The organism is Kitasatospora sp. NBC_00240 (genome assembly GCF_026342405.1).
Classification (GTDB): Bacteria; Actinomycetota; Actinomycetes; order Streptomycetales; family Streptomycetaceae; genus Kitasatospora.
In genome coordinates, this window is sequence record NZ_JAPEMU010000001.1 from 5451368 (window position 1) to 5469423 (window position 18056).

Annotated in this window: 16 protein-coding genes and 1 tRNA gene; 12 read left to right on the forward strand and 5 right to left on the reverse strand. The window is 72.4% G+C overall.

The window, feature by feature from the left end:
- The first annotated feature begins 63 nt into the window (after nt 1-63).
- On the forward strand, nt 64-651 hold the full coding sequence (locus tag OG689_RS23160; protein ID WP_266322826.1) for a lytic polysaccharide monooxygenase: 588 nt from the start codon (nt 64-66) through the stop codon (nt 649-651).
- 769 nt (nt 652-1420) lie between these two features.
- Here OG689_RS23160 and phoU read toward each other — a convergent pair.
- Nucleotides 1421-2101 (reverse strand): phosphate signaling complex protein PhoU, encoded by a 681-nt coding sequence (gene phoU, locus OG689_RS23165; RefSeq protein WP_266322827.1) that lies wholly within the window; start codon nt 2099-2101, stop codon nt 1421-1423.
- 302 nt (nt 2102-2403) lie between these two features.
- Here phoU and OG689_RS23170 point away from each other — a divergent pair, with 302 nt between their 5' ends.
- Both OG689_RS23170 and OG689_RS23175 read left to right on the forward strand, forming a co-directional pair.
- On the forward strand, nt 2404-3687 hold the full coding sequence (locus OG689_RS23170) for an ATP-binding protein (RefSeq protein WP_266322828.1): 1284 nt from the start codon (nt 2404-2406) through the stop codon (nt 3685-3687).
- Nucleotides 3684-4379: a response regulator transcription factor gene (locus OG689_RS23175; RefSeq protein WP_073924503.1), complete on the forward strand. Its 696-nt coding sequence runs from the start codon at nt 3684-3686 to the stop codon at nt 4377-4379. Before OG689_RS23170 ends, OG689_RS23175 begins: the two co-directional genes overlap by 4 nt.
- Before the next feature lie 101 nt (nt 4380-4480).
- Here the strand turns inward: OG689_RS23175 and OG689_RS23180 are convergent, their stop codons facing one another.
- Nucleotides 4481-5176 (reverse strand): DUF461 domain-containing protein, encoded by a 696-nt coding sequence (locus OG689_RS23180; RefSeq protein ID WP_266322829.1) that lies wholly within the window; start codon nt 5174-5176, stop codon nt 4481-4483.
- 545 nt (nt 5177-5721) lie between these two features.
- Here OG689_RS23180 and OG689_RS23185 point away from each other — a divergent pair.
- From OG689_RS23185 to OG689_RS23215, 7 genes are all read left to right on the forward strand, one after another.
- Complete coding sequence (locus OG689_RS23185) at nt 5722-6204, forward strand: CarD family transcriptional regulator (RefSeq protein ID WP_030244332.1); 483 nt, start codon at nt 5722-5724, stop codon at nt 6202-6204.
- Nucleotides 6205-6366: 162 nt separating this feature from the next.
- Entirely contained in the window at nt 6367-7119 is a 753-nt protein-coding gene (gene ispD, locus OG689_RS23190) for a 2-C-methyl-D-erythritol 4-phosphate cytidylyltransferase (protein WP_266327363.1), read from the forward strand.
- Nucleotides 7109-7633, forward strand: coding sequence for a 2-C-methyl-D-erythritol 2,4-cyclodiphosphate synthase (gene ispF / locus OG689_RS23195; RefSeq protein WP_266322830.1), 525 nt, complete (start codon nt 7109-7111; stop codon nt 7631-7633). Before ispD ends, ispF begins: the two co-directional genes overlap by 11 nt.
- Nucleotides 7634-7780: 147 nt before the next feature.
- A complete protein-coding gene (locus tag OG689_RS23200) occupies nt 7781-8176 on the forward strand; it encodes a PPOX class F420-dependent oxidoreductase (RefSeq protein ID WP_266322831.1) in 396 nt (131 codons plus the stop codon).
- Nucleotides 8177-8283: 107 nt separating this feature from the next.
- Nucleotides 8284-9678, forward strand: a complete 1395-nt coding sequence (gene cysS, locus OG689_RS23205; protein ID WP_266322832.1) for a cysteine--tRNA ligase — start codon at nt 8284-8286, stop codon at nt 9676-9678.
- Nucleotides 9679-9799: 121 nt separating this feature from the next.
- The gene (gene rlmB, locus OG689_RS23210; protein ID WP_266322833.1) at nt 9800-10795 is read left to right on the forward strand and encodes a 23S rRNA (guanosine(2251)-2'-O)-methyltransferase RlmB; all 996 of its coding nucleotides are present in this window, start codon (nt 9800-9802) and stop codon (nt 10793-10795) included.
- 211 nt (nt 10796-11006) lie between these two features.
- Entirely contained in the window at nt 11007-12578 is a 1572-nt protein-coding gene (locus OG689_RS23215; RefSeq protein WP_266322834.1) for a DoxX family membrane protein, read from the forward strand.
- 307 nt (nt 12579-12885) lie between these two features.
- Here the strand turns inward: OG689_RS23215 and OG689_RS23220 are convergent, their stop codons facing one another.
- The 3 genes from OG689_RS23220 to OG689_RS23230 form a co-directional block, all read right to left on the reverse strand.
- Nucleotides 12886-13668: a nucleotidyltransferase family protein gene (locus tag OG689_RS23220; RefSeq protein ID WP_266322835.1), complete on the reverse strand. Its 783-nt coding sequence runs from the start codon at nt 13666-13668 to the stop codon at nt 12886-12888.
- A 145-nt stretch (nt 13669-13813) separates the two neighbouring features.
- Complete coding sequence (locus OG689_RS23225) at nt 13814-14260, reverse strand: hypothetical protein (RefSeq protein ID WP_266322836.1); 447 nt, start codon at nt 14258-14260, stop codon at nt 13814-13816.
- Between the two features lie 239 nt (nt 14261-14499).
- On the reverse strand, nt 14500-15591 hold the full coding sequence (locus OG689_RS23230) for a sn-glycerol-3-phosphate ABC transporter ATP-binding protein UgpC (RefSeq protein WP_266322837.1): 1092 nt from the start codon (nt 15589-15591) through the stop codon (nt 14500-14502).
- A gap of 283 nt (nt 15592-15874) precedes the next feature.
- On the opposite strand from OG689_RS23230, the gene OG689_RS23235 reads away from it, so the two are divergent.
- Together OG689_RS23235 and OG689_RS23240 are read left to right on the forward strand one after the other, a co-directional pair.
- Nucleotides 15875-15948 (forward strand) — tRNA-Thr (locus OG689_RS23235).
- A gap of 402 nt (nt 15949-16350) precedes the next feature.
- Nucleotides 16351-17841, forward strand: coding sequence for a PKD domain-containing protein (locus OG689_RS23240; RefSeq protein ID WP_266322838.1), 1491 nt, complete (start codon nt 16351-16353; stop codon nt 17839-17841).
- Nucleotides 17842-18056 lie beyond the last annotated feature (215 nt).

Consider the following 18056-nt stretch of genomic DNA (forward strand, 5'->3'; position numbering starts at 1 on the left):
TGTCGGCCGCTCCCCACACGCGGCCTGTGTCCGGCGTGTTCATCCACCCCACGGAGGAGCACCATGCGCAAACGTCATGTTCTCGCGGCGACCCTGGCGGCCGCCGCCGTCCCGCTGGGTCTCGCGTTCCCCGCCCAGTCCCACGGCTACATCTCCACCCCGCCGAGCCGCGCCGCGCTGTGCGCGGCGGGCACCGTCACCGGCTGCGGCGACATCCAGTGGGAGCCGCAGAGCGTGGAGGGCCCGAAGGGCTTCCCGTCGCGCGGCCCGTCCGACGGCACCATCTGCGCGGGCGGCAACTCCCGGTTCGCCGAACTGGACGCCCCGCGCGGCGGCAACTGGCCCAGCACCAAGGTGACGGCGGGACAGAAGCTCACCTTCACCTGGAAGTTCACCGCACGGCATGCCACCACGTCGTTCCGGTACTTCCTCACCAAGGCCGGCTACAACGCCAGTCAGCCGGTGACGCGGGCCAACCTGGACCTCACGCCGTTCCTGACCGTGCCCTACAACGGTGCCCAGCCGCCGACCACGCTCAGCCACAGCGCGACCCTGCCCACCGGTCGTACCGGGCACCAGGTCGTCGTCGCGGTCTGGGAGATCGCCGACACCGGCAACGCGTTCTACTCCTGCACCGACCTCACGTTCTGAGCGCGCCCACCGCGCCGAGCAGGCCGACCCCGCCCTGAGCACACCGGGGCGCGGTCCGAGGCTGTCCCGGGCCTGGTCCTGAGCCTGGCCCGGGTACAGACCGCGGCCGGCCGGGGTGCCCCGCCGTAACGCGGCGGCACCCCGGCCGGCCTTCGGTCGTTCCGGCGCCAGCCCTCTGGAGCCGGGTCGGTTCAGTGGGGTGTCGGTGGTCCGGTGTCGGTGGTCCCGGGTCGATGGCCCCGGCCCGGTGGTCGTGGCGCCGGCTCAGTGGCCGCAGCAGCCGCCGCTCGCGCCGCCGCACTGGCACGGCGCGCCGCTCTGGCAGCCGCAGCCGCAGCCGGGACCGCAACCGCAGCCCGCGGCGAGGACGGGCAGCAACCGGGGAGCGGTGGACTCGGGGGTACGGACCGGCGGCGCCGGCCGGGTGGGGGTTGCCTTCATGGCGCTGGACCCTCCTCGTGACGGGCACACTTCCGTGCCTACACCTCGAGTGAAGCGTCGCGCCCGGGGAGCGTCAACGGGCGCGCGGGGGTGGAGGGCCCGGTCTGCCGTGCTCCTCCACCCCCGGCGTCCTCGGTTTAGCGCGCCCGGGCCCAGGGTGGGGGCGGCGCGGAGCCGGGGCACGTACGCTCCCCGGCCCCGCGCCGCGTTGCCGTCGGCCCCCGCGGCATCGCCCCCGGCCGCCGGCCGGGGGCGCCCCCGTTCCGGCGCCGCGATGCACGCACCCCGACGCCGCCCCTTCATTCACCCATCCGAAGGCCGGTCGGTCCTACTCCGAGGTTGCGGCCTCGCCCGAGGCGACGAACTCCTCGACGTGCTCGCCCGTCACCAGGTAGACGACCCGCTTGGCCACCGAGACGGCGTGGTCGGCGAAGCGCTCGTAGTACCGGCCGACCAGGGTGACGTCCACGCCGGTCTCGATGCCGTGCTGCCAGCGGTCGTCGATCAGGTGGGCGAACAGCTCGCGGTGCAGGGCGTCGATGGCGTCGTCGTCCCGCTCCAGTTCCAGCGCCGCGTCGACGTCCTTGGTGGCGATGACCAGGCCGGCCTTGGCCACCAGGCGCTGGGCGAGCTGGCCCATCTCCAGGACGATCGGGTGCAGGTCGTTGGGCACGGCCGACGCCGGGTAGCGCAGCCGGGCGACCTTGGCGACGTGCCGGGCCAGGTCGCCGCAGCGCTCCAGGTCGGCGCTCATCCGCAGCGAGGTGACCACGATCCGCAGATCGGTGGCGACCGGCTGCTGGCGGGCCAGCAGGTCGATCGCCCGGTTCTCCAGGTCGTGGTGGAGGGTGTTGACCTTCTCGTCGGCGGCGATCACGCTCTCGGCGAGCGCCAGGTCCGCGTCGAGCAGCGCGGTGGTGGCGCGGCCCATGGCCGAACCGACCAGCCGGGCCATCTCGACCAGGCTGTCGCCGATCGAGTCGAGTTCCTCGTGGTACGCGTCGCGCATGCTCTCTCCTCAGAAGCTGTGTCGGTGGCGGTGCCGACCGGTCGCCCCGCAGTCCGGGGACTGGCGGGACGGCCGCTGCTGGTGGCGCGAATCGTACGCGCGCACCAGGGGCGGCGGGCGGGTGTCCGCTGCCGCTGCCCCGTCCCACACGGGCCGTGCCACCACACTGGGCCGTCCGGGCGACGACGCCCGCGCCGCACAGTGAATCGCCGGCTACCTGAAGGTGAATTCTCGGCAACGTCAGGTCGATCCCTTGATCTCACCCCGGGGGAGGGCCCCCGGGATGCGCTTACGCTGGCCACATGGACGTGAATGTGGCCGCCGCCGCTGCCTGCGCCATAGCCGGGCTCGGCGTCGGTCTCACGGCCGCCATCGCCTTCCGTTGGAGCGAACGCGAACAGGCCCGCGACCGGCACGGCAGCAGCGGCAAGAACGCGAACGGCACCACCGGCACCCAGGACTCCCCGCTGCCTCCCGGCGTGGACACGGTGCTCTCGGTGCTGCGCTCGTGCGCGATCGTGCTCGGGGACGGTGACGAGGTGGTCAAGGCCAGCTCCGCCGCCTACGCGATGGGTCTGGTCAGAGGCGGCGCGGTGGCCGTCGACCAGATGCTCTCGCTGGCCCGGGCGACCCGCCGCGACGGGGAGATCCGCCAGGCGGAGCTGGAACTGCCCCGCCCGGGCGTGGCCCGTGCTGCCGACCCGCTGGCGGTCTCCGTCCGGGTCGCGCCGCTCGGCTCGCGCCTGGTGCTCGTACTGGTCGAGGACCTCACCGAGCGCCGCCGGGTGGAGGCCGTCCGCCGCGACTTCGTCGCCAACGTCAGCCACGAGCTCAAGACCCCGGTCGGCGCGCTCTCGCTGCTGTCCGAGGCGGTCGCCGACGCCTCCGACGACCCGGAGGCCGTGCAGCGCTTCGCCGGCCGGATGCAGATCGAGGCCACCAGGCTGGCCAGCCTGGTGCAGGAGATCATCGATCTCTCGCGGGTCCAGGACGACCGGCTGATGGTCGACCCGGAGCCGGTCCCGGTGGACGAGCTGATCGCCGAGGCGATCGACCGCTGCCGCCAGCAGGCCGCCGCGAAGCAGATCCACATCGCGGCCGGCGGCATCGCCGGGCTCTACCTGCACGGCAACCGCGGTCAGCTGGCCGCCGCGCTGGGCAACCTGGTGGAGAACGCGGTCAACTACAGCCCGCCGCGGACCAGGGTGGCCATCGCGACCCGCCGGATCTCCAGCGCGGCCGCGCTCGGCGAGGCGGACGGGGAACTGATCGAGATCTCGGTGACCGACCAGGGCATCGGCATCTCCGAGAAGGACCGCGAACGGGTCTTCGAGCGCTTCTACCGGGTGGACCCGGCCCGTTCCCGCCAGACCGGCGGTACCGGCCTCGGCCTCTCCATCGTCAAGCACGTGGCCGCCTCGCACGGCGGCACCGTCTCGGTCTGGAGCGTCGAGGGCCAGGGCTCCACCTTCACCGTCCGGCTGCCCGCCGGGCAGGCCCCCACGGACGGACCGCCCACCGGCGAGCCGTCCGCCCACCCCCTGTCATCCACATCCCCCCAGCTTGCCCCGGAGGCCCGAAAGTGACCCGAGTACTGGTGGTCGAGGACGAGGAGTCGTTCAGCGACGCCCTCTCGTACATGCTCCGCAAGGAAGGCTTCGAGGTGGCCATCGCCGCCACCGGGCCGGACGCCCTGGAGCAGTTCGAACGCAACGGCGCCGACCTCGTCCTGCTCGACCTGATGCTCCCGGGCCTGCCCGGCACCGAGGTCTGCCGCCAGCTCCGGGTGCGCTCCAACGTGCCGGTGATCATGGTGACGGCCAAGGACAGCGAGATCGACAAGGTGGTCGGCCTGGAGATAGGGGCGGACGACTACGTCACCAAGCCGTACTCCACCCGCGAGCTGGTCGCCCGGATCCGCGCGGTGCTCCGCCGCCGCGGCGAGGACGGCGGCCCGGGCGCGGACGGCGGCGGCCCCGGCGCGCTGGAGGCCGGCCCGGTCCGGATGGACGTCGACCGGCACGTGGTGACGGTGGACGGCGCCAAGGTCGACCTGCCGCTCAAGGAGTTCGACCTGCTGGAGATGCTGCTTCGCAACGCCGGCCGGGTGCTGACCCGGATGCAGCTGATCGACCGGGTCTGGGGCGCCGACTACGTCGGTGACACCAAGACCCTCGACGTCCACGTGAAGCGCCTGCGGGCCAAGATCGAGCCGGACCCGGGCGCCCCGCGCTACCTGGTGACCGTCCGCGGCCTCGGCTACAAGTTCGAGCCGTAACCACGCGCCGCACGGCCGGGGCCCCGCGCCCGTACGACGGCCCCCGCCCCCTCGCTCGGAGGGGGACGGGGGCCGTCGCGCTGCCGGGTGGCCGCGGCGGGTCAGTGCGCGGCGGCGAGCGGGCTGCCCGAGGCGGTGGGGGCGGTGGAGCCGGTGGGCTTGGCACCGGCCGCGGCGGTGCCGCCGGCGGTGGGGCTGGGCGCCGCTGCCGGGCTCGCCGGGGCGGTGGCGGCGGGCGAGGCGGACGGCGAGGCGGACGGCGAGGCCGAGGCCGCCGGCGCCGCGGTCGGGCCGAAGCCCTTGTAGTAGCCGAAGTTCGCGTACACGGCGGCCTCGGCCTGGACCTGGCCGGCCTGCTCGAAGGCGAAGGTGGTCGGCACGAACCCGCCGACCTGCAGGGTCGCCGAGGCGAGGCGGGCCGTGGGCTGGCCCGGGCCGCCGAGCAGCACCGCGTCGCCGGGCTTGATGATCAGCTCCTTGAGGGGCGCGCCGCTCGGGTCGGTGAGGGTCGCGGTCCCGCCACCCTCGACGTTGATGGACTCCAGCTTCGCCGGGGCTTCGCCGGTGTTGCTGATGTTGACCGTCACGTTGGCGGGCCCGGTGTGCTCGCCCGAGGTCTCGTCCCCGGTGACGACGACGATGTTGTTCAGCCTGAGGTTGTCACCGAGGGTCACCGACGTGTTGTCCGGCTTGACCTCCAGCGTCTCCGCGGTGTTGCCGGCCGCACAGGCGGACAGCGAGGCGATGGCGATGGCGGCGATGGCGGCGAGGCTGCCGCGTCGAAGGCTGCGGCTCACGGCGGCGGCTTCTCCTTGGTCACGTTTCGGATGGTCAGAGCTCAGGTTACCGACCGCTGTTATCCGCTCCTCATGGGGTGGCCCCGTGTCGCGGGCCGAGTCGGCGGGGCCGCCCGTCGCGCGGCGGGCGGGGCGGCCGCCGGTGGGGGCGGGGCGCGCCCGGCGGAGGTCCCGTCGACCTGCGGCAGCGCGGGCGTGGCGTGCACGCCCCCGGATGCCCCCGCGCGCCGCGCCGGAGGATTCGCCGCCCACGAACCAGGCCCCGGCCTGCCGGGCCGTCATCGACCAAGATCGGATCACGATCGGGAAACGGCGGAATAAAGAGCGAAAACTCAAGATCCAATCATGGTTTCGCGAGTGTTGCAGCAGGTTTCGCCCGGCGTCGGAACCGCCTCCGACCTGCGGGAAGCCTCCGTCGACGACCGGTCGCAGCACGTCATGGGGGTGCTTGTCAAGCCCCGAGACCGGCCCTGACCTGCGAAAACGCCCTTCGGGTGCGCCGAAAAGCGTGTTATTCTGGAAAGCCACGGAAGGGGTCCTGTCACATGACGTTCAAGGTTGGCGACACGGTGGTCTACCCCCATCACGGGGCTGCGCTGATCGAGGCCATCGAAATTCGCCAGATCAAAGGTGTGGACAAGACCTACCTGGTGCTGAAGGTGCAGCAGGGTGACCTGACGCTGCGCGTGCCCGCCGAGAACGCAGAGTTCGTCGGTGTGCGCGATGTGGTCGGCCAGGAGGGTCTGGACCGGGTCTTCGAGGTGCTTCGCGCACCGTACACCGAAGAACCGACCAACTGGTCCCGCCGCTACAAGGCGAACCTCGAAAAGCTTGCTTCGGGCGACGTTATCAAGGTCGCCGAGGTTGTGCGCGACCTTTGGCGTCGCGAGCGCGAGCGCGGGCTGTCCGCGGGCGAGAAGCGGATGCTCGCCAAGGCGCGCCAGATTCTGGTCAGCGAGCTCGCGCTGGCCGAGAACACCAACGAGGACAAGGCGGAGACGCTGCTCGACGAGGTGCTGGCCTCGTAGTTCCGCGCTCCACGTTCACAGCGCCCGATGCCGGCGCGCCGCTCAGGGTGCACACGCTCCCTGATGTGGTGCAGTGGCACTTCGGGCGCTGAGGCGTGTCCGGAAGGGGTCGCGTCCGTCGTGCACGCCATGGCCATACCCACTTCGCCGAAGGAGTGAAACCTGAACACGGCAGCAGCAGTCGCAGCAGCAGTGGTGCCCGCCGCCGGGCGCGGGGAGCGGCTGGGGCCGGGAGCCCCCAAAGCCCTGCGGGAACTCGGTGGTGTGCCGCTGCTGGTCCACGCCGTCCGGGCGCTGGCCCGTAGCCGGGCCGTCGGCCTGGTGGTGGTCGCGGCACCGCCCGAGGGGGTGGCCGAGGTGGTGACCCTGCTCGGCAGCCACGGCCTGGAGGGCAAGGACGTCCGGGTGGTGGCCGGTGGGGCGACCCGCCAGGAGTCGGTGCGGCTCGGGCTCGCGGCCATCCCGGCCGAGGTCGGGATCGTGCTGGTGCACGACGCCGCCCGCCCGCTCGTCCCGGTGGAGGTGGTGGACGCGGTGGCGGCCGCCGTCCGGGCCGGGGCCGAGGCCGTGGTGCCCGCGGTGCCGCTGGCCGACACCGTCAAGCGGGTCGAGCCGCAGGCCGCCGGCGCGCCCGAGCCGGTGCTCGACACCCCCGACCGCTCCACGCTGCGCGCCGTGCAGACCCCGCAGGGCTTCCGCCGCGAGGTGCTGTCGCAGGTGCACGCCAAGGCGTTGGCCGAGGAGGCCGACGGCGGGCTGCCGCCGGTCACCGACGACGCGGGCCTGGTCGAGCGCTACGGCGGCCGGGTGGTCGTGGTGCCGGGCCACGAGGAGGCCTTCAAGGTGACCCGCCCGCTGGACCTCGTGCTCGCCGAGGCGGTACTCGCCCGACGGAGGGCCTCCGATGGCTTCTGAGCCGCACACCGTCCAGCTCCCGCCGATCCCCCGGGTCGGCATCGGCACCGACGTGCACGCCTTCGAGGCGGGCCGGCCGCTGCGGGTGGCCGGCCTGGACTGGCCGGGCGCCGAGTTCGGCCTGGCCGGGCACTCCGACGCGGACGTCGCCGCGCATGCCGCCTGCGACGCGCTCTTCTCGGCCGCGGGCATCGGCGACCTGGGCGCGCATTTCGGCACCGACCGACCCGAGTGGTCCGGCGCGTCCGGGGTGAAGCTGCTGGGCGAGGCGGCCCGGCTGGTCCGGGAGGCCGGCTTCGAGATCGGGAACGTCTCGGTGCAGGTGATCGGCGTCCGCCCGAAGATCGGCAAGCGCCGCGCGGAGGCCCAGGAGGCGCTCTCGGCGGCGGTCGGCGCGCCGGTCTCGGTCTCCGGTACCACCACCGACGGCCTCGGCCTGACCGGCCGGGCGGAGGGGCTGGCGGCGATCGCCACCGCGCTGGTCTACCAGGTGCCCGGACACCCGTCGGAGTGAATCTCCCCGCGGGGTGAACCGTCCGGGAATGAGGGATCGGTGAGGTGTGTTCAGCGCTGATGACCAAGGCGGAGGTCGACGCACCGGCACACCCGGCCGGTGTCGCCGACCTTCGGCCCGACCGTCGGGTGAACGAGAAGAGGCTCCATGGCAGCGCAACTCTCCGACCGCGCGAAGGCAGTGATCGACGGCAAGGCGTTCGCCGTGATCGCCACGGTGCAGCCGGACGGCAGCCCGCAGGCGTCCGTGGTCTGGATCAAGCGGGACGGCGACGACCTGCTGTTCTCCACGGTCGAAGGCCGCCGCAAGCATCTGAACCTGCTGAAGGACCCGCGGATCTCCCTGGTGATCTACCCGACCGACGACCCGTACTCCTACGTGGAGGTCCGTGGTGAGGTCACCTTCAGCCACGAGGGCGGCCGGGAGCTGATCGACGAGCTCGAGCTCAAGTACCGCGGCAAGGAGACGTACGCGTACGACACCCCCGACGCCGTGCGCGTCGTGGTCCGGCTGACGCCCCGCAAGGTGGTCGGGAACCTCTGACCGGAGGGCCGCCCTCCGACTGGCCACATGTGCGTAACGACCCCGCGGCAGCATTGACATTCAAGAATGTCGCGGGGCACCCCCCTGTGCCCACTACGCTTGACGCTGTGAGTATTCGCCTGTACGACACCGACGCCCGCCAGGTACGCGACTTCGTCCCGCTTGTACCGGGTTGTGTCTCGATCTACCTGTGTGGCGCCACCGTCCAGGCGCCCCCGCACATCGGGCACATCCGGTCCGGCCTGAACTTCGACATCATGCAGCGCTGGTTCGCCTACCGCGGCTACCAGGTCACGTTCGCCCGCAACGTCACCGACATCGACGACAAGGTGATCGTCAAGGAGCGCGAGCTCGGCACGCCGTGGTGGCAGATCGCGTATGCCAACGAGCGTGCCTTCAACGACGGCTACTCGGTGCTCGGCTGCCTGCCGCCCACCGTGGAGCCGCGGGCCACCGGGCACATCCCCGAGATGATCGAGATGATGCAGGTCCTGATCGCCAAGGGCCACGCCTACGAGGCGGAGGGCAACGTCTACTTCGACGTCAAGTCCTTCCCCGGCTACCTCTCGCTCTCCAACCAGAAGCTGGAGAACCTCCGCCAGCCCGAGGGCGAGGGCGAGACCGGCAAGCGGGACAAGCGCGACTTCGCGATGTGGAAGACCGCCAAGCCGGGCGAGCCGAGCTGGAGCACCCCGTGGGGCAACGGCCGTCCCGGCTGGCACCTGGAGTGCTCCGCGATGGCGCACAAGTACCTGGGCAGCGCCTTCGACATCCACGGCGGCGGGCTCGACCTGATCTTCCCGCACCACGAGAACGAGATCGCCCAGTCGAAGGCCTACGGCGACGACTTCGCGAACTTCTGGGTGCACAACGCCTGGGTCACCATGAGCGGCGAGAAGATGAGCAAGTCGCTGGGCAACTCGGTGCTGGTCTCCGAGATGGTCCAGCGCTGGCGTCCGATCGTGCTCCGCTACTACCTGGGCGCCCCGCACTACCGGTCGATGATCGAGTACAGCGAGGAGTCGCTGCGCGAGGCCGAGGCCGGCTTCGGCCGGATCGAGGGCTTCGTCCAGCGTGTGGTGGAGCGCTGCGGCGTGGTCGATGCGGCCCCCGAGGTGCCGCCCGCCTTCGCCGAGGCGATGGACGACGACCTGGGCGTCCCGCAGGCGCTGGCCATCGTGCACACCGCCGTCCGGCAGGGGAACAGCGCGCTGACGGCGGACGACAAGGAGAGCGCGGTAGCACGTTTGGCCGAGGTCCGTGCGATGCTCGGTGTTCTGGGCCTCGACCCGTTGGACCCGCAGTGGACCGGCGCGGACCGCGGCGAGGACCTCCACGGTGTGGTCGACTCGCTCGTCCGGCTGGTCCTGGACCAGCGGCAGGCGGCCCGGGGCCGTAAGGACTTCGCCACCGCGGACGCCATCCGTGACCAGCTCGGCCTCGCCGGACTGGCGATCGAGGACACCCCGTCCGGCCCGCGCTGGACGATCAACAACCAGTAACCCCTCGCGCTGAAGGGGTGAGGGTGGGCCGTACCGGATCGGTGCGGCCCATCCACATGACGCAGAGCAGGTCGCGGACGGAGTCGCCGTCGGGCGTGCGAGACAGACAGGAATGACAGCCATGGCCGGCAACAGTGCACGCAGGAACCGCCGCAACCCCGGATCCAAGAAGGGCGCGAGTGTCGGGACCGGCGGCCACAGCCGGAAGGCGCTGCAGGGCAAGGGCCCGACGCCGCCCGCCTCCGCCCGCAAGGGTCACGTCAAGCAGCGCCAGGCCAACGCGGCCGTCAAGCGCGAGATGGACGCCAAGTCGCGGGCCGGCATGCGCCGCAGCGGCGGCGGCGGTCGCGGCGGCCGCGGCGGCGCCGGTGCCGCCGAGCTGGTGGTGGGCCGCAACTCCGTGGTCGAGGCGCTGCAGGGCGGGGTGCCCGCCACGGCGCTCTACGTGATGCAGTTCATCGACACCGACGACCGCGTGCGCGAGGCCTTCCAGGCCGCGAACGACCGCGGCATCCCGCTGATGGAGGCCCCGCGCCCGCAGCTGGACCAGATGACCGGCGGCCTGAACCACCAGGGCCTGGTGCTCCAGGTCCCGCCGTACGAGTACGCGCACCCCGAGGACCTGCTGGGCGTCGCCGCCGACCTCGCGCAGGACGCGCTGATCATGGCGCTGGACGGCGTGACCGACTCCCGCAACCTGGGCGCCGTGGTCCGCTCCGCCGCCGCCTTCGGCGCGCACGGCGTGGTCATCCCCGAGCGCCGGGCGGCCGGTATGACGGCGGGTGCCTGGAAGACCTCCTCGGGTGCGGCGGCGCGCCTGCAGGTGGCGCGCGCCACCAACCTCACCCGCGCGCTGGAGGCGTACCAGAAGGCCGGCTGTCTGGTGGTCGGCCTGGCCGCCGACGGCGAGGCCGAGGTCGGCGAGCTGGAGGCGCTGACCGGCCCGGTCGTGATCGTCGCGGGCAGCGAGGGCAAGGGCCTGTCCCGGCTGGTCTCGGAGACCTGCGACATCCGGGTGCGGATCCCGATGCCGGGTGCCACCGAGTCGCTGAACGCCGGTGTCGCGGCGGGCATCGTCCTGTACGAGGCCGCCCGGCTGCGTGCCAGGACCTCCTGACCTGCACGGTTTTGGGTGAAAGCGATCGGGCCTGACCGGGCCCGATCGCTTTTCTCATGATCACTTCAAGTGGCCGCCAAGAATCCACCCGGGAGAGTGTCCTAACCGCCCGTCACCCGGTTAGACGGGTGTGGACACCAGAACACCTCGGTTCCCCGGGCAGGGCGGCACGGCGGGGATAGATTCCGGCCCCGGTCTCAACACGGTCAAGGTGCCGTCCGACCCCGCCCGGCTGAGCAGCACCCAGGCGAGCTTCCGGCTCAGACTAGGCGCCCCCGTGGCGCCGCTGATCGACGCGCCCAGCGACCTGCTGGCCTACGGCGCGGCCTTCGGCGACCCGTACGCCTCCCAGGGCTTCATCCGGCGCCCGATGGTCACCCCGCAGGTGGTGGTCGACACGGCCGAGGTCCCGCTGCTCGCGGGTGCGGCCGTCGGCGCGCCCCGCCGCAAGGGCCGGGTCACCGCCGTCACCTGGACCGGCCAGGCCGCCCCCGGCGACATGGCCGCCACCAGGCTGCTGGAGGCCGTCCGCCTCAGCACCGTGCCCGCCCCCGCCGGCGCGCGCGGCCAGGGCGCCCGGGCGGACGACGACACCCGGCTGATCCCGCCCTACGGCGGATCCTCGACCGTGCCGCGCCAGCCGGGCTCGCCGTCCGGCCCCGGCTCCGGCAACGGACCCGCGCCCAGGCCCTGGGCACCGGCCGGCGAACTGCCGGAGGTCTCCGCCACCGCGGCGGGCGACTCCAGGCACGCCTGGTACCCGGGCCGCCGTGTCGACCTCGGCCTCGTGCTGCTCCCGCTGCGGGTGCTGCTCGGCTCGCTCTCCGTCTACGCGGGCTTCAGCAAGCTCTGCAACCCGGTGTACTTCGACGGCGGCGACCGCGGCTCGATGATGCGCTGGCTCGCCTCGCTGCACCCCTGGCGGGTGGCCGAGCCGCTGCTGGCCTTCGCGATGGCCCACCCGGTGGGGGCCGGGCTCGGCGTGGCCTTCACCGAGATCGTGGTCGGCGTACTCTCCATCCTCGGCCTCTGGCAGCGGTTCGCGGCCGGCGCCGCGATGGTGCTCTCCGCCGCGCTGCTGTTCACGGTGAGCTGGCGGTCGGTGCCGGTCTACGACACCCCCGACCTGATCTTCCTGGCTGCCTGGAGCCCGCTGCTGATCGCCGGCGCGCCGTTCGGCTCGCTGGACGGGCGGCTCGCCCTGGAGGCCTGGCGGCGGTACGGCGCCGGCGCGCCCGGCGCCCTGCGCCGGCGGGTCCTGCGGCGCGGCGCGGTGGTCACCTCCCTGGTGGTCGGGCTGACGCTGCTGCTCGGCTCGATGCTCGGCGCCGCCGTGCGCACCGGCGGCCGCCCGGCCCCCGGCCCGGCCGCGCCCGGCAGCGACTACGGCACCCCGCTGTGGCCCGGCACCGCCTCGACGGCGCCCAGCCCGGCGGCGACGCCGACCGGCAAGCCCTCGCCCACCGTCTCGCACCCGCCCACCCCGACCGCGACGCCCTCGGCCTCCGCCCCCGCCTCGCCGAAGGCGAGCCCGAGCGCCAAGCCCCGGTCGGGCAAGACCGACGCGGCCCCCTCGGCCGGGACGCCGAACGCCCCCGCCGCCGGCACCACGTCCAGCGGCCGTACCGCCGCCCCCGGCGGCACGGCGCCCAGGCCGAGCCAGAGCAGCGCCGGGTCCGGCCTGCTCGGCGGCGTACTGGGCAGCGCGCCGCTGGCCGAGCTGCCGACCCTCGGGGCCCAGCAGGGCGGCCGGGCGCACCCCGGCACGGTGGTCTCCACCTGATCCGACGCCCGCCCCGAGGATGCACACCACCCTCGGGGCGGCGGGCAAGCAAACGAGCCGGCCGGGACACTCCGTGGGGAGTGTCCCGGCCGGCTCGTTCCGCCCCGGGGGCGCACACGGCCGCACAGAGCCGTACACGGCCCGCAGCAGGCCGTCCGAGGCCACCTTCGGCGTCCGGGGGCGCGTCGGGTCGTCCGGGCCCGCTCGGGGACTGTGGCGGCCGTACGGGGGCGACGGCCGGGGTGCTCGCCGCGACGCGGGTCCGCAGGGCTGCTGGCCGCCGGGGCCGTCCGGGCCGGCCGCGGTGCTACTCGGGGGAGACCGGCGTACTCCGGGGCGCCACCGGGTTCAGGCCGGCGCCGGAGGCCAGCTCCTTGGCCGCCTCCGTGAGGTCCTTGGCGGTGTCGATCGCCCGCCAGTACACGCCCTGCGGCAGCTGGTAGCCGGCCAGCCGCTTGCCACGCGCCAGCTGCGGGAAGGTGGTGCGCTCGTGGTCGCCGACATCGGGCAGCAGCGCCGCGAACTCGGGGCTGAAGACGTACAGGCCCGCGTTGATGAGGAACGGCGAGGGCGGCGCCTCGATGAAGTCGAGCACGTTGCCGAACTGGTCGGTCTCCACCGCGCCCCACGGGATCCGCGGCCGGGCCAGGGCGAGGGTCGCGACGGCGTCCCGCTCGTGGTGGAAGGAGGCCATGTCGCGCAGGCTGAAGCGGGTCCAGATGTCGCCGTTGGTGGCGTACCAGGGCTCGTCCGGGCGGGGGAGGGCCCGGGCCGCGTACTTGAGCCCGCCGCCGCGTCCGAGCGGCTCGCTCTCGACCACGGTGCTGACGTTCAGCGGCAGGTCGGCCTTGTCGAGCCACTCCTGCAGCACCTCGGCCAGATGGCCGCACGAGATCACCACGTCGGTGACGCCCTCCGCCGCCAGCCAGGCCAGCTGGTGGCCGACGATCGGCGTTCCGGTACCGGGGATCTCCACCAGCGGCTTGGGACGGTCGTCGGTGTACGGGCGCAGCCGGGAGCCCTGACCGCCGGCCAGGATCACCGCCTGGGTGACGACGGGAGCTACGAAGGAAGCTGAGTCAGCGGTCATGCCGAGAACAATAGGGCCGGGCCCGGCGGGGCCGGTACGAGCACCCCGGCACCGGGTCCGCATCGGCCCGGGCCGTCCGCGGTCGGGTTCCACCGCGGCCGCCGGGCGGGTCCGCGGTGTCGCCCGGCCGTTCGTCCGGCGTTCGTCAGCCGGCCGTGGCCCCCGAGGCGAAGGAGCCGTCGCAGACCGGGCGGGCGAAGGAGCGGGCCCGCTGCACGTCGCCCTGGTACTTGCGCACCGCGGCCTTGCCCAGGTCGGCGGCGAGCGTGCTGCAGTACGGGGTGAGGGCGGGCTTCTCGCGCATCGTCCGCTCCAGCAGGTCCAGCGCGGTGCCCGGGTTGTTGGCGCGCAGCTCGTCGAGCAGGTCGGTGCGCAGGGCGTCCTGCGGGGCGAGGCCCTGGGCGTTGGTCTGGCCGGTCGGGGCGCGCCCGATGCCGGCCCCGTCGTTGCTGGACGCCGCGACGACCTGCTGGTCGAGCGAGGTCGGTGGGGCCCAGGGCACCCGGGTCACGGCGAGGGTGCCGGTGGTCACCAGGATCACGGGCAGAGTGAGGGCTACGGTCTGGCCGATGCGGCGCACAAGCTGATTCACGCTCAGGAGCGTAGCGCTGGGTATGCCCGGTATCGCATTCCGTTACCCCAACGAGTGATCCGTGTCCCGATTCGTCCCGTCACCGTGTTGACGAGGCCGGCGCGGGCGGCCCGCCGGGCGCGCCGCGGCGCCGAGCGGGCCGGGGACGGTCCGGGCGCGACCGAGCCCTGCCGGACCGCCGTCCGACAGGGCTCACCCGCATGTCAGTTCTGGTACCGCGGGGCCGGGGCCCCGGAGCGTCAGGCGCTCAGGCGGGCACCCGTGCTGCTCGAGAAGACGTGGGTCTCGTGACCGATCGGCACGACGTGGATGGTCTCGCCGCGTTCCGGGATCTGACGGCCGTGCACGCGGACGACGATGTCCTTGTCGTCGCCACCGATCTTGGTGGTGCCGTAGACGAAGCCGTCGGCGCCGAGCTCCTCGACCACGTTCACGGTGACCGCGACGCCCTCGATGCCGCCGGACGGGACGATCTCGAAGTGCTCCGGGCGGATGCCGACGGTGACGGTCTTGTCGGTGCCGGCGCCGGCCAGCTCCTCGCGGGAGATGTTGATGATCGAGCCGCCGAACTTCACGCCGCCGTCGACCAGCGGAACCTCGACGAGGTTCATCGCCGGGGAGCCGATGAAGCCGGCCACGAACAGGTTCGCCGGGCGGTCGTACATGGTGCGCGGGCTGTCGACCTGCTGCAGCAGACCGTCCTTGAGGACCGCGACGCGGTCACCCATGGTGAGGGCTTCGACCTGGTCGTGGGTCACGTACACGGTGGTGATGCCCAGGCGGCGCTGCAGGCTCGCGATCTGCGTACGGGTCGAGACACGGAGCTTGGCGTCCAGGTTCGACAGCGGCTCGTCCATGAGGAAGACCTGCGGCTCGCGGACGATCGCGCGGCCCATCGCGACACGCTGGCGCTGACCGCCGGAGAGCGCCTTCGGCTTGCGGTCGAGGTAGTCGGTCAGGTCGAGGATCTTCGCGGCCTCCTCGACCTTGCTGCGGATCTCGGCCTTGTTGACGCCGGCGATCTTCAGGGCGAAGCCCATGTTGTCCGCGACGGTCATGTGCGGGTACAGCGCGTAGTTCTGGAACACCATCGCGATGTCGCGGTCCTTCGGCGGAAGGTGCGTGACGTCGCGGTCACCGATGCGGATGGCGCCACCGTTGACGTCCTCCAGGCCGGCCAGCATGCGGAGGCTGGTCGACTTGCCGCAGCCCGAGGGGCCGACGAGGACGAGGAACTCGCCGTCCTCGACGTGCAGCTCAAGGGCGTCCACGGCGGGCTTGGTGCCGCCCGGGTAGAGGCGGGTCGCCTTGTCGAACGTGACAGAAGCCATGGCTGTGTTCTCCTTCACCGGCAGGAACGTGCCGGACGATCCGAGTAAAGGTGGATGTCTGCTCCGCCGGCCCCGGTGGTCTGAACCACTCCGTGAACCAGCTCCCCGCGACGCTACCTCCCGCTCCGCCCCTTGTCAGCCCCCTCCCGCCCCCGATTTCCGCATCGGTTCGGTCACGCCCCCACCCCGCCCGGGCGGCGTCGGCGATATGCAGACAACGCGCCACCCCGTCCCGGTAGACTGCCACCCGGTGCCGCCGTGGTCCGCCGCGGACGGTCACCGTGCCTCCTTAGCTCAGCTGGCCAGAGCACCGCTCTTGTAAAGCGAAGGTCGTCGGTTCGAATCCGACAGGGGGCTCCGGATCGTGTGCGGGCCAGCAGCCTGCGAACGCGTGGAAAGCCCCGAGCCGCGAGCGGCCCGGGGCTTTCCACGTCGTGCAGTCGAGCAGGTCAGGTCGGGTGGGCCGGTTCTGGCTCCGAGACTCAGCCGGTGGTCCGCGAGCTCCGAAGGTGTCCGCGCGGCTCGCCCGCACCACCTGCGAGGAGTCTCCGGGTCGCACGGCCGGGGGCCGGCCGTCTTCGTCGAGTTCCGCAACCGTGGAGACTCGACCAATGCGGGCGCCGGTCTGTACCTCTCTGCCGACCGGTCCTCCCCGGGGCGGCCGGCACGCAGGGACGTCACCTTGTGCCCTGGTCGCTTCGGTTGTCCGAGGCTCCTGACAAGATCCAATTTCGACATCAGATCACGCAGGAGGATTCCGTGCGCGGAGCGCGCGTCATAACCGGTGCTGCCCTCGTCCTGTCCGTCACCGGCGGGCTGCCGCTGGCGTCTCCGGCCTTTGCCGACACCTCGATTCAGCCGAACCTCTCGGTAACCCTGATCCAGCCTGGCTACGAGGTCCCTGACCGACCGCTACGGGTCAGCGCCAGCACCTGGGGCGACGTGGAGAGCACGTACCCGGTCGTCACCAACACCATCGACTTCGGTGATGGAACGGTGACCGTTGTAGCGGCGAACTCGACTTCCTACCCGCACGACTACGCGGCGCCTGGCACCTACACCGTGACGCACGTGATCACGGATGACCACGGTCGGACAGGCACCACCTCACGGGACATCAGCGTCGGCAGCGGCTACATCCCGCTCTACTACCCCACGCGGTTCCTCGACACCCGAATCGGTTTCGGCGCCCCGACCAGGGCGGTCGGTCCCGAAGGCGTGCTCAAGCTGCAGGTGACCGGAGTCTCCGGGGTGCCGACCGACCGCAAGGTGACCGCTGTCCTGCTCAACCTGACTGCCACGAATGCCACCGATGCGACCCACCTCACGGCGTTCCCCGGCGGGGCCGTGCCGACCGTGTCGAACGTGAATGTGACCCCGGGCCACGACGTCGCCAACGCCGTGCTCGTGCCGGTCGCCCCGGACGGCACGATCTCCCTCTTCAACCATGCCGGAAGCGTCGACCTCGTCGTTGACATCCTGGGTTACTTCACTCCCGAGCCCCGGAGCTGGGCGCTGCGGCTGGGCACCGCGCAGAACATCGTCCGTGCCCTCGACACCCGTAACGGCACTGGTGGCCTCGCCCGGAAGATAGGGCCGAACGAGGCCATCACGGTACCGGTCCGCGGCCCCGGGATGCTCCCCGAGGAGGCCGCGATCGCGGTCGTCAATCTGACCGCGACCGAAGGTACCGAGAGCAGCTTCGTCACAGCCACCCCGAACATGTCGCCCCCGCACACCTCCAATCTCAACTTCGCCGCCGGGCAGACCGTCGCGAACCAGGTCACCGCCCCCATCAACCCCGACGGCACGATCACGCTCTACAACCACGTGGGGAACGTTCACCTCATCGCCGACATCCAGGGCTACTACTCCAGTTCGTTGCAGGACGCCTCCGGCAAGGCAGTTCTGACCACCGGACCGACCCGCCTGGTGGACACCCGAATCGCCGGCCAGGCGCTGGGAGCGGGCGGCAGGCTGAAGGTCAAGGTCCGGGGTACGACCGGAGTACCTGATGGCGTTTCGGCTGTCCTGGTGAATCTGACGGCGACCAACCCGACGCAGGTCAGCTGGCTCAAGGTCTTCACACCTGGCAGGTCGTGGACCGACGCCTCCAACCTCAACGTCACCCCCGGCGCCACCGTGCCCGACTCCGCCCTGGTGCCGGTGGACTCCGACGGCTACATCGAGGTGTACAACAACGCCGGCTCGACCGACGTGATCGTCGATCTCCAGGGATTCATCGTCTGACCGCCCGTCGCCGGTCGCCGGTCGCCCGATTCCGAGGGCGAGTGGCCGGGACGGCGCGAATCGGCCGGTGGCCGGCCGGCGGAACCTGCCGTGTGACGCCGAGCGCAGGCGTCACACGGCAGGAAGGCCCGCGACCGCGCCACGATCCGCAGCTGGCAAGCCTCGGACCCTGTACCGGCGCCGCCCGCGTACGCGGACCGGATGTGGTCCCGGGC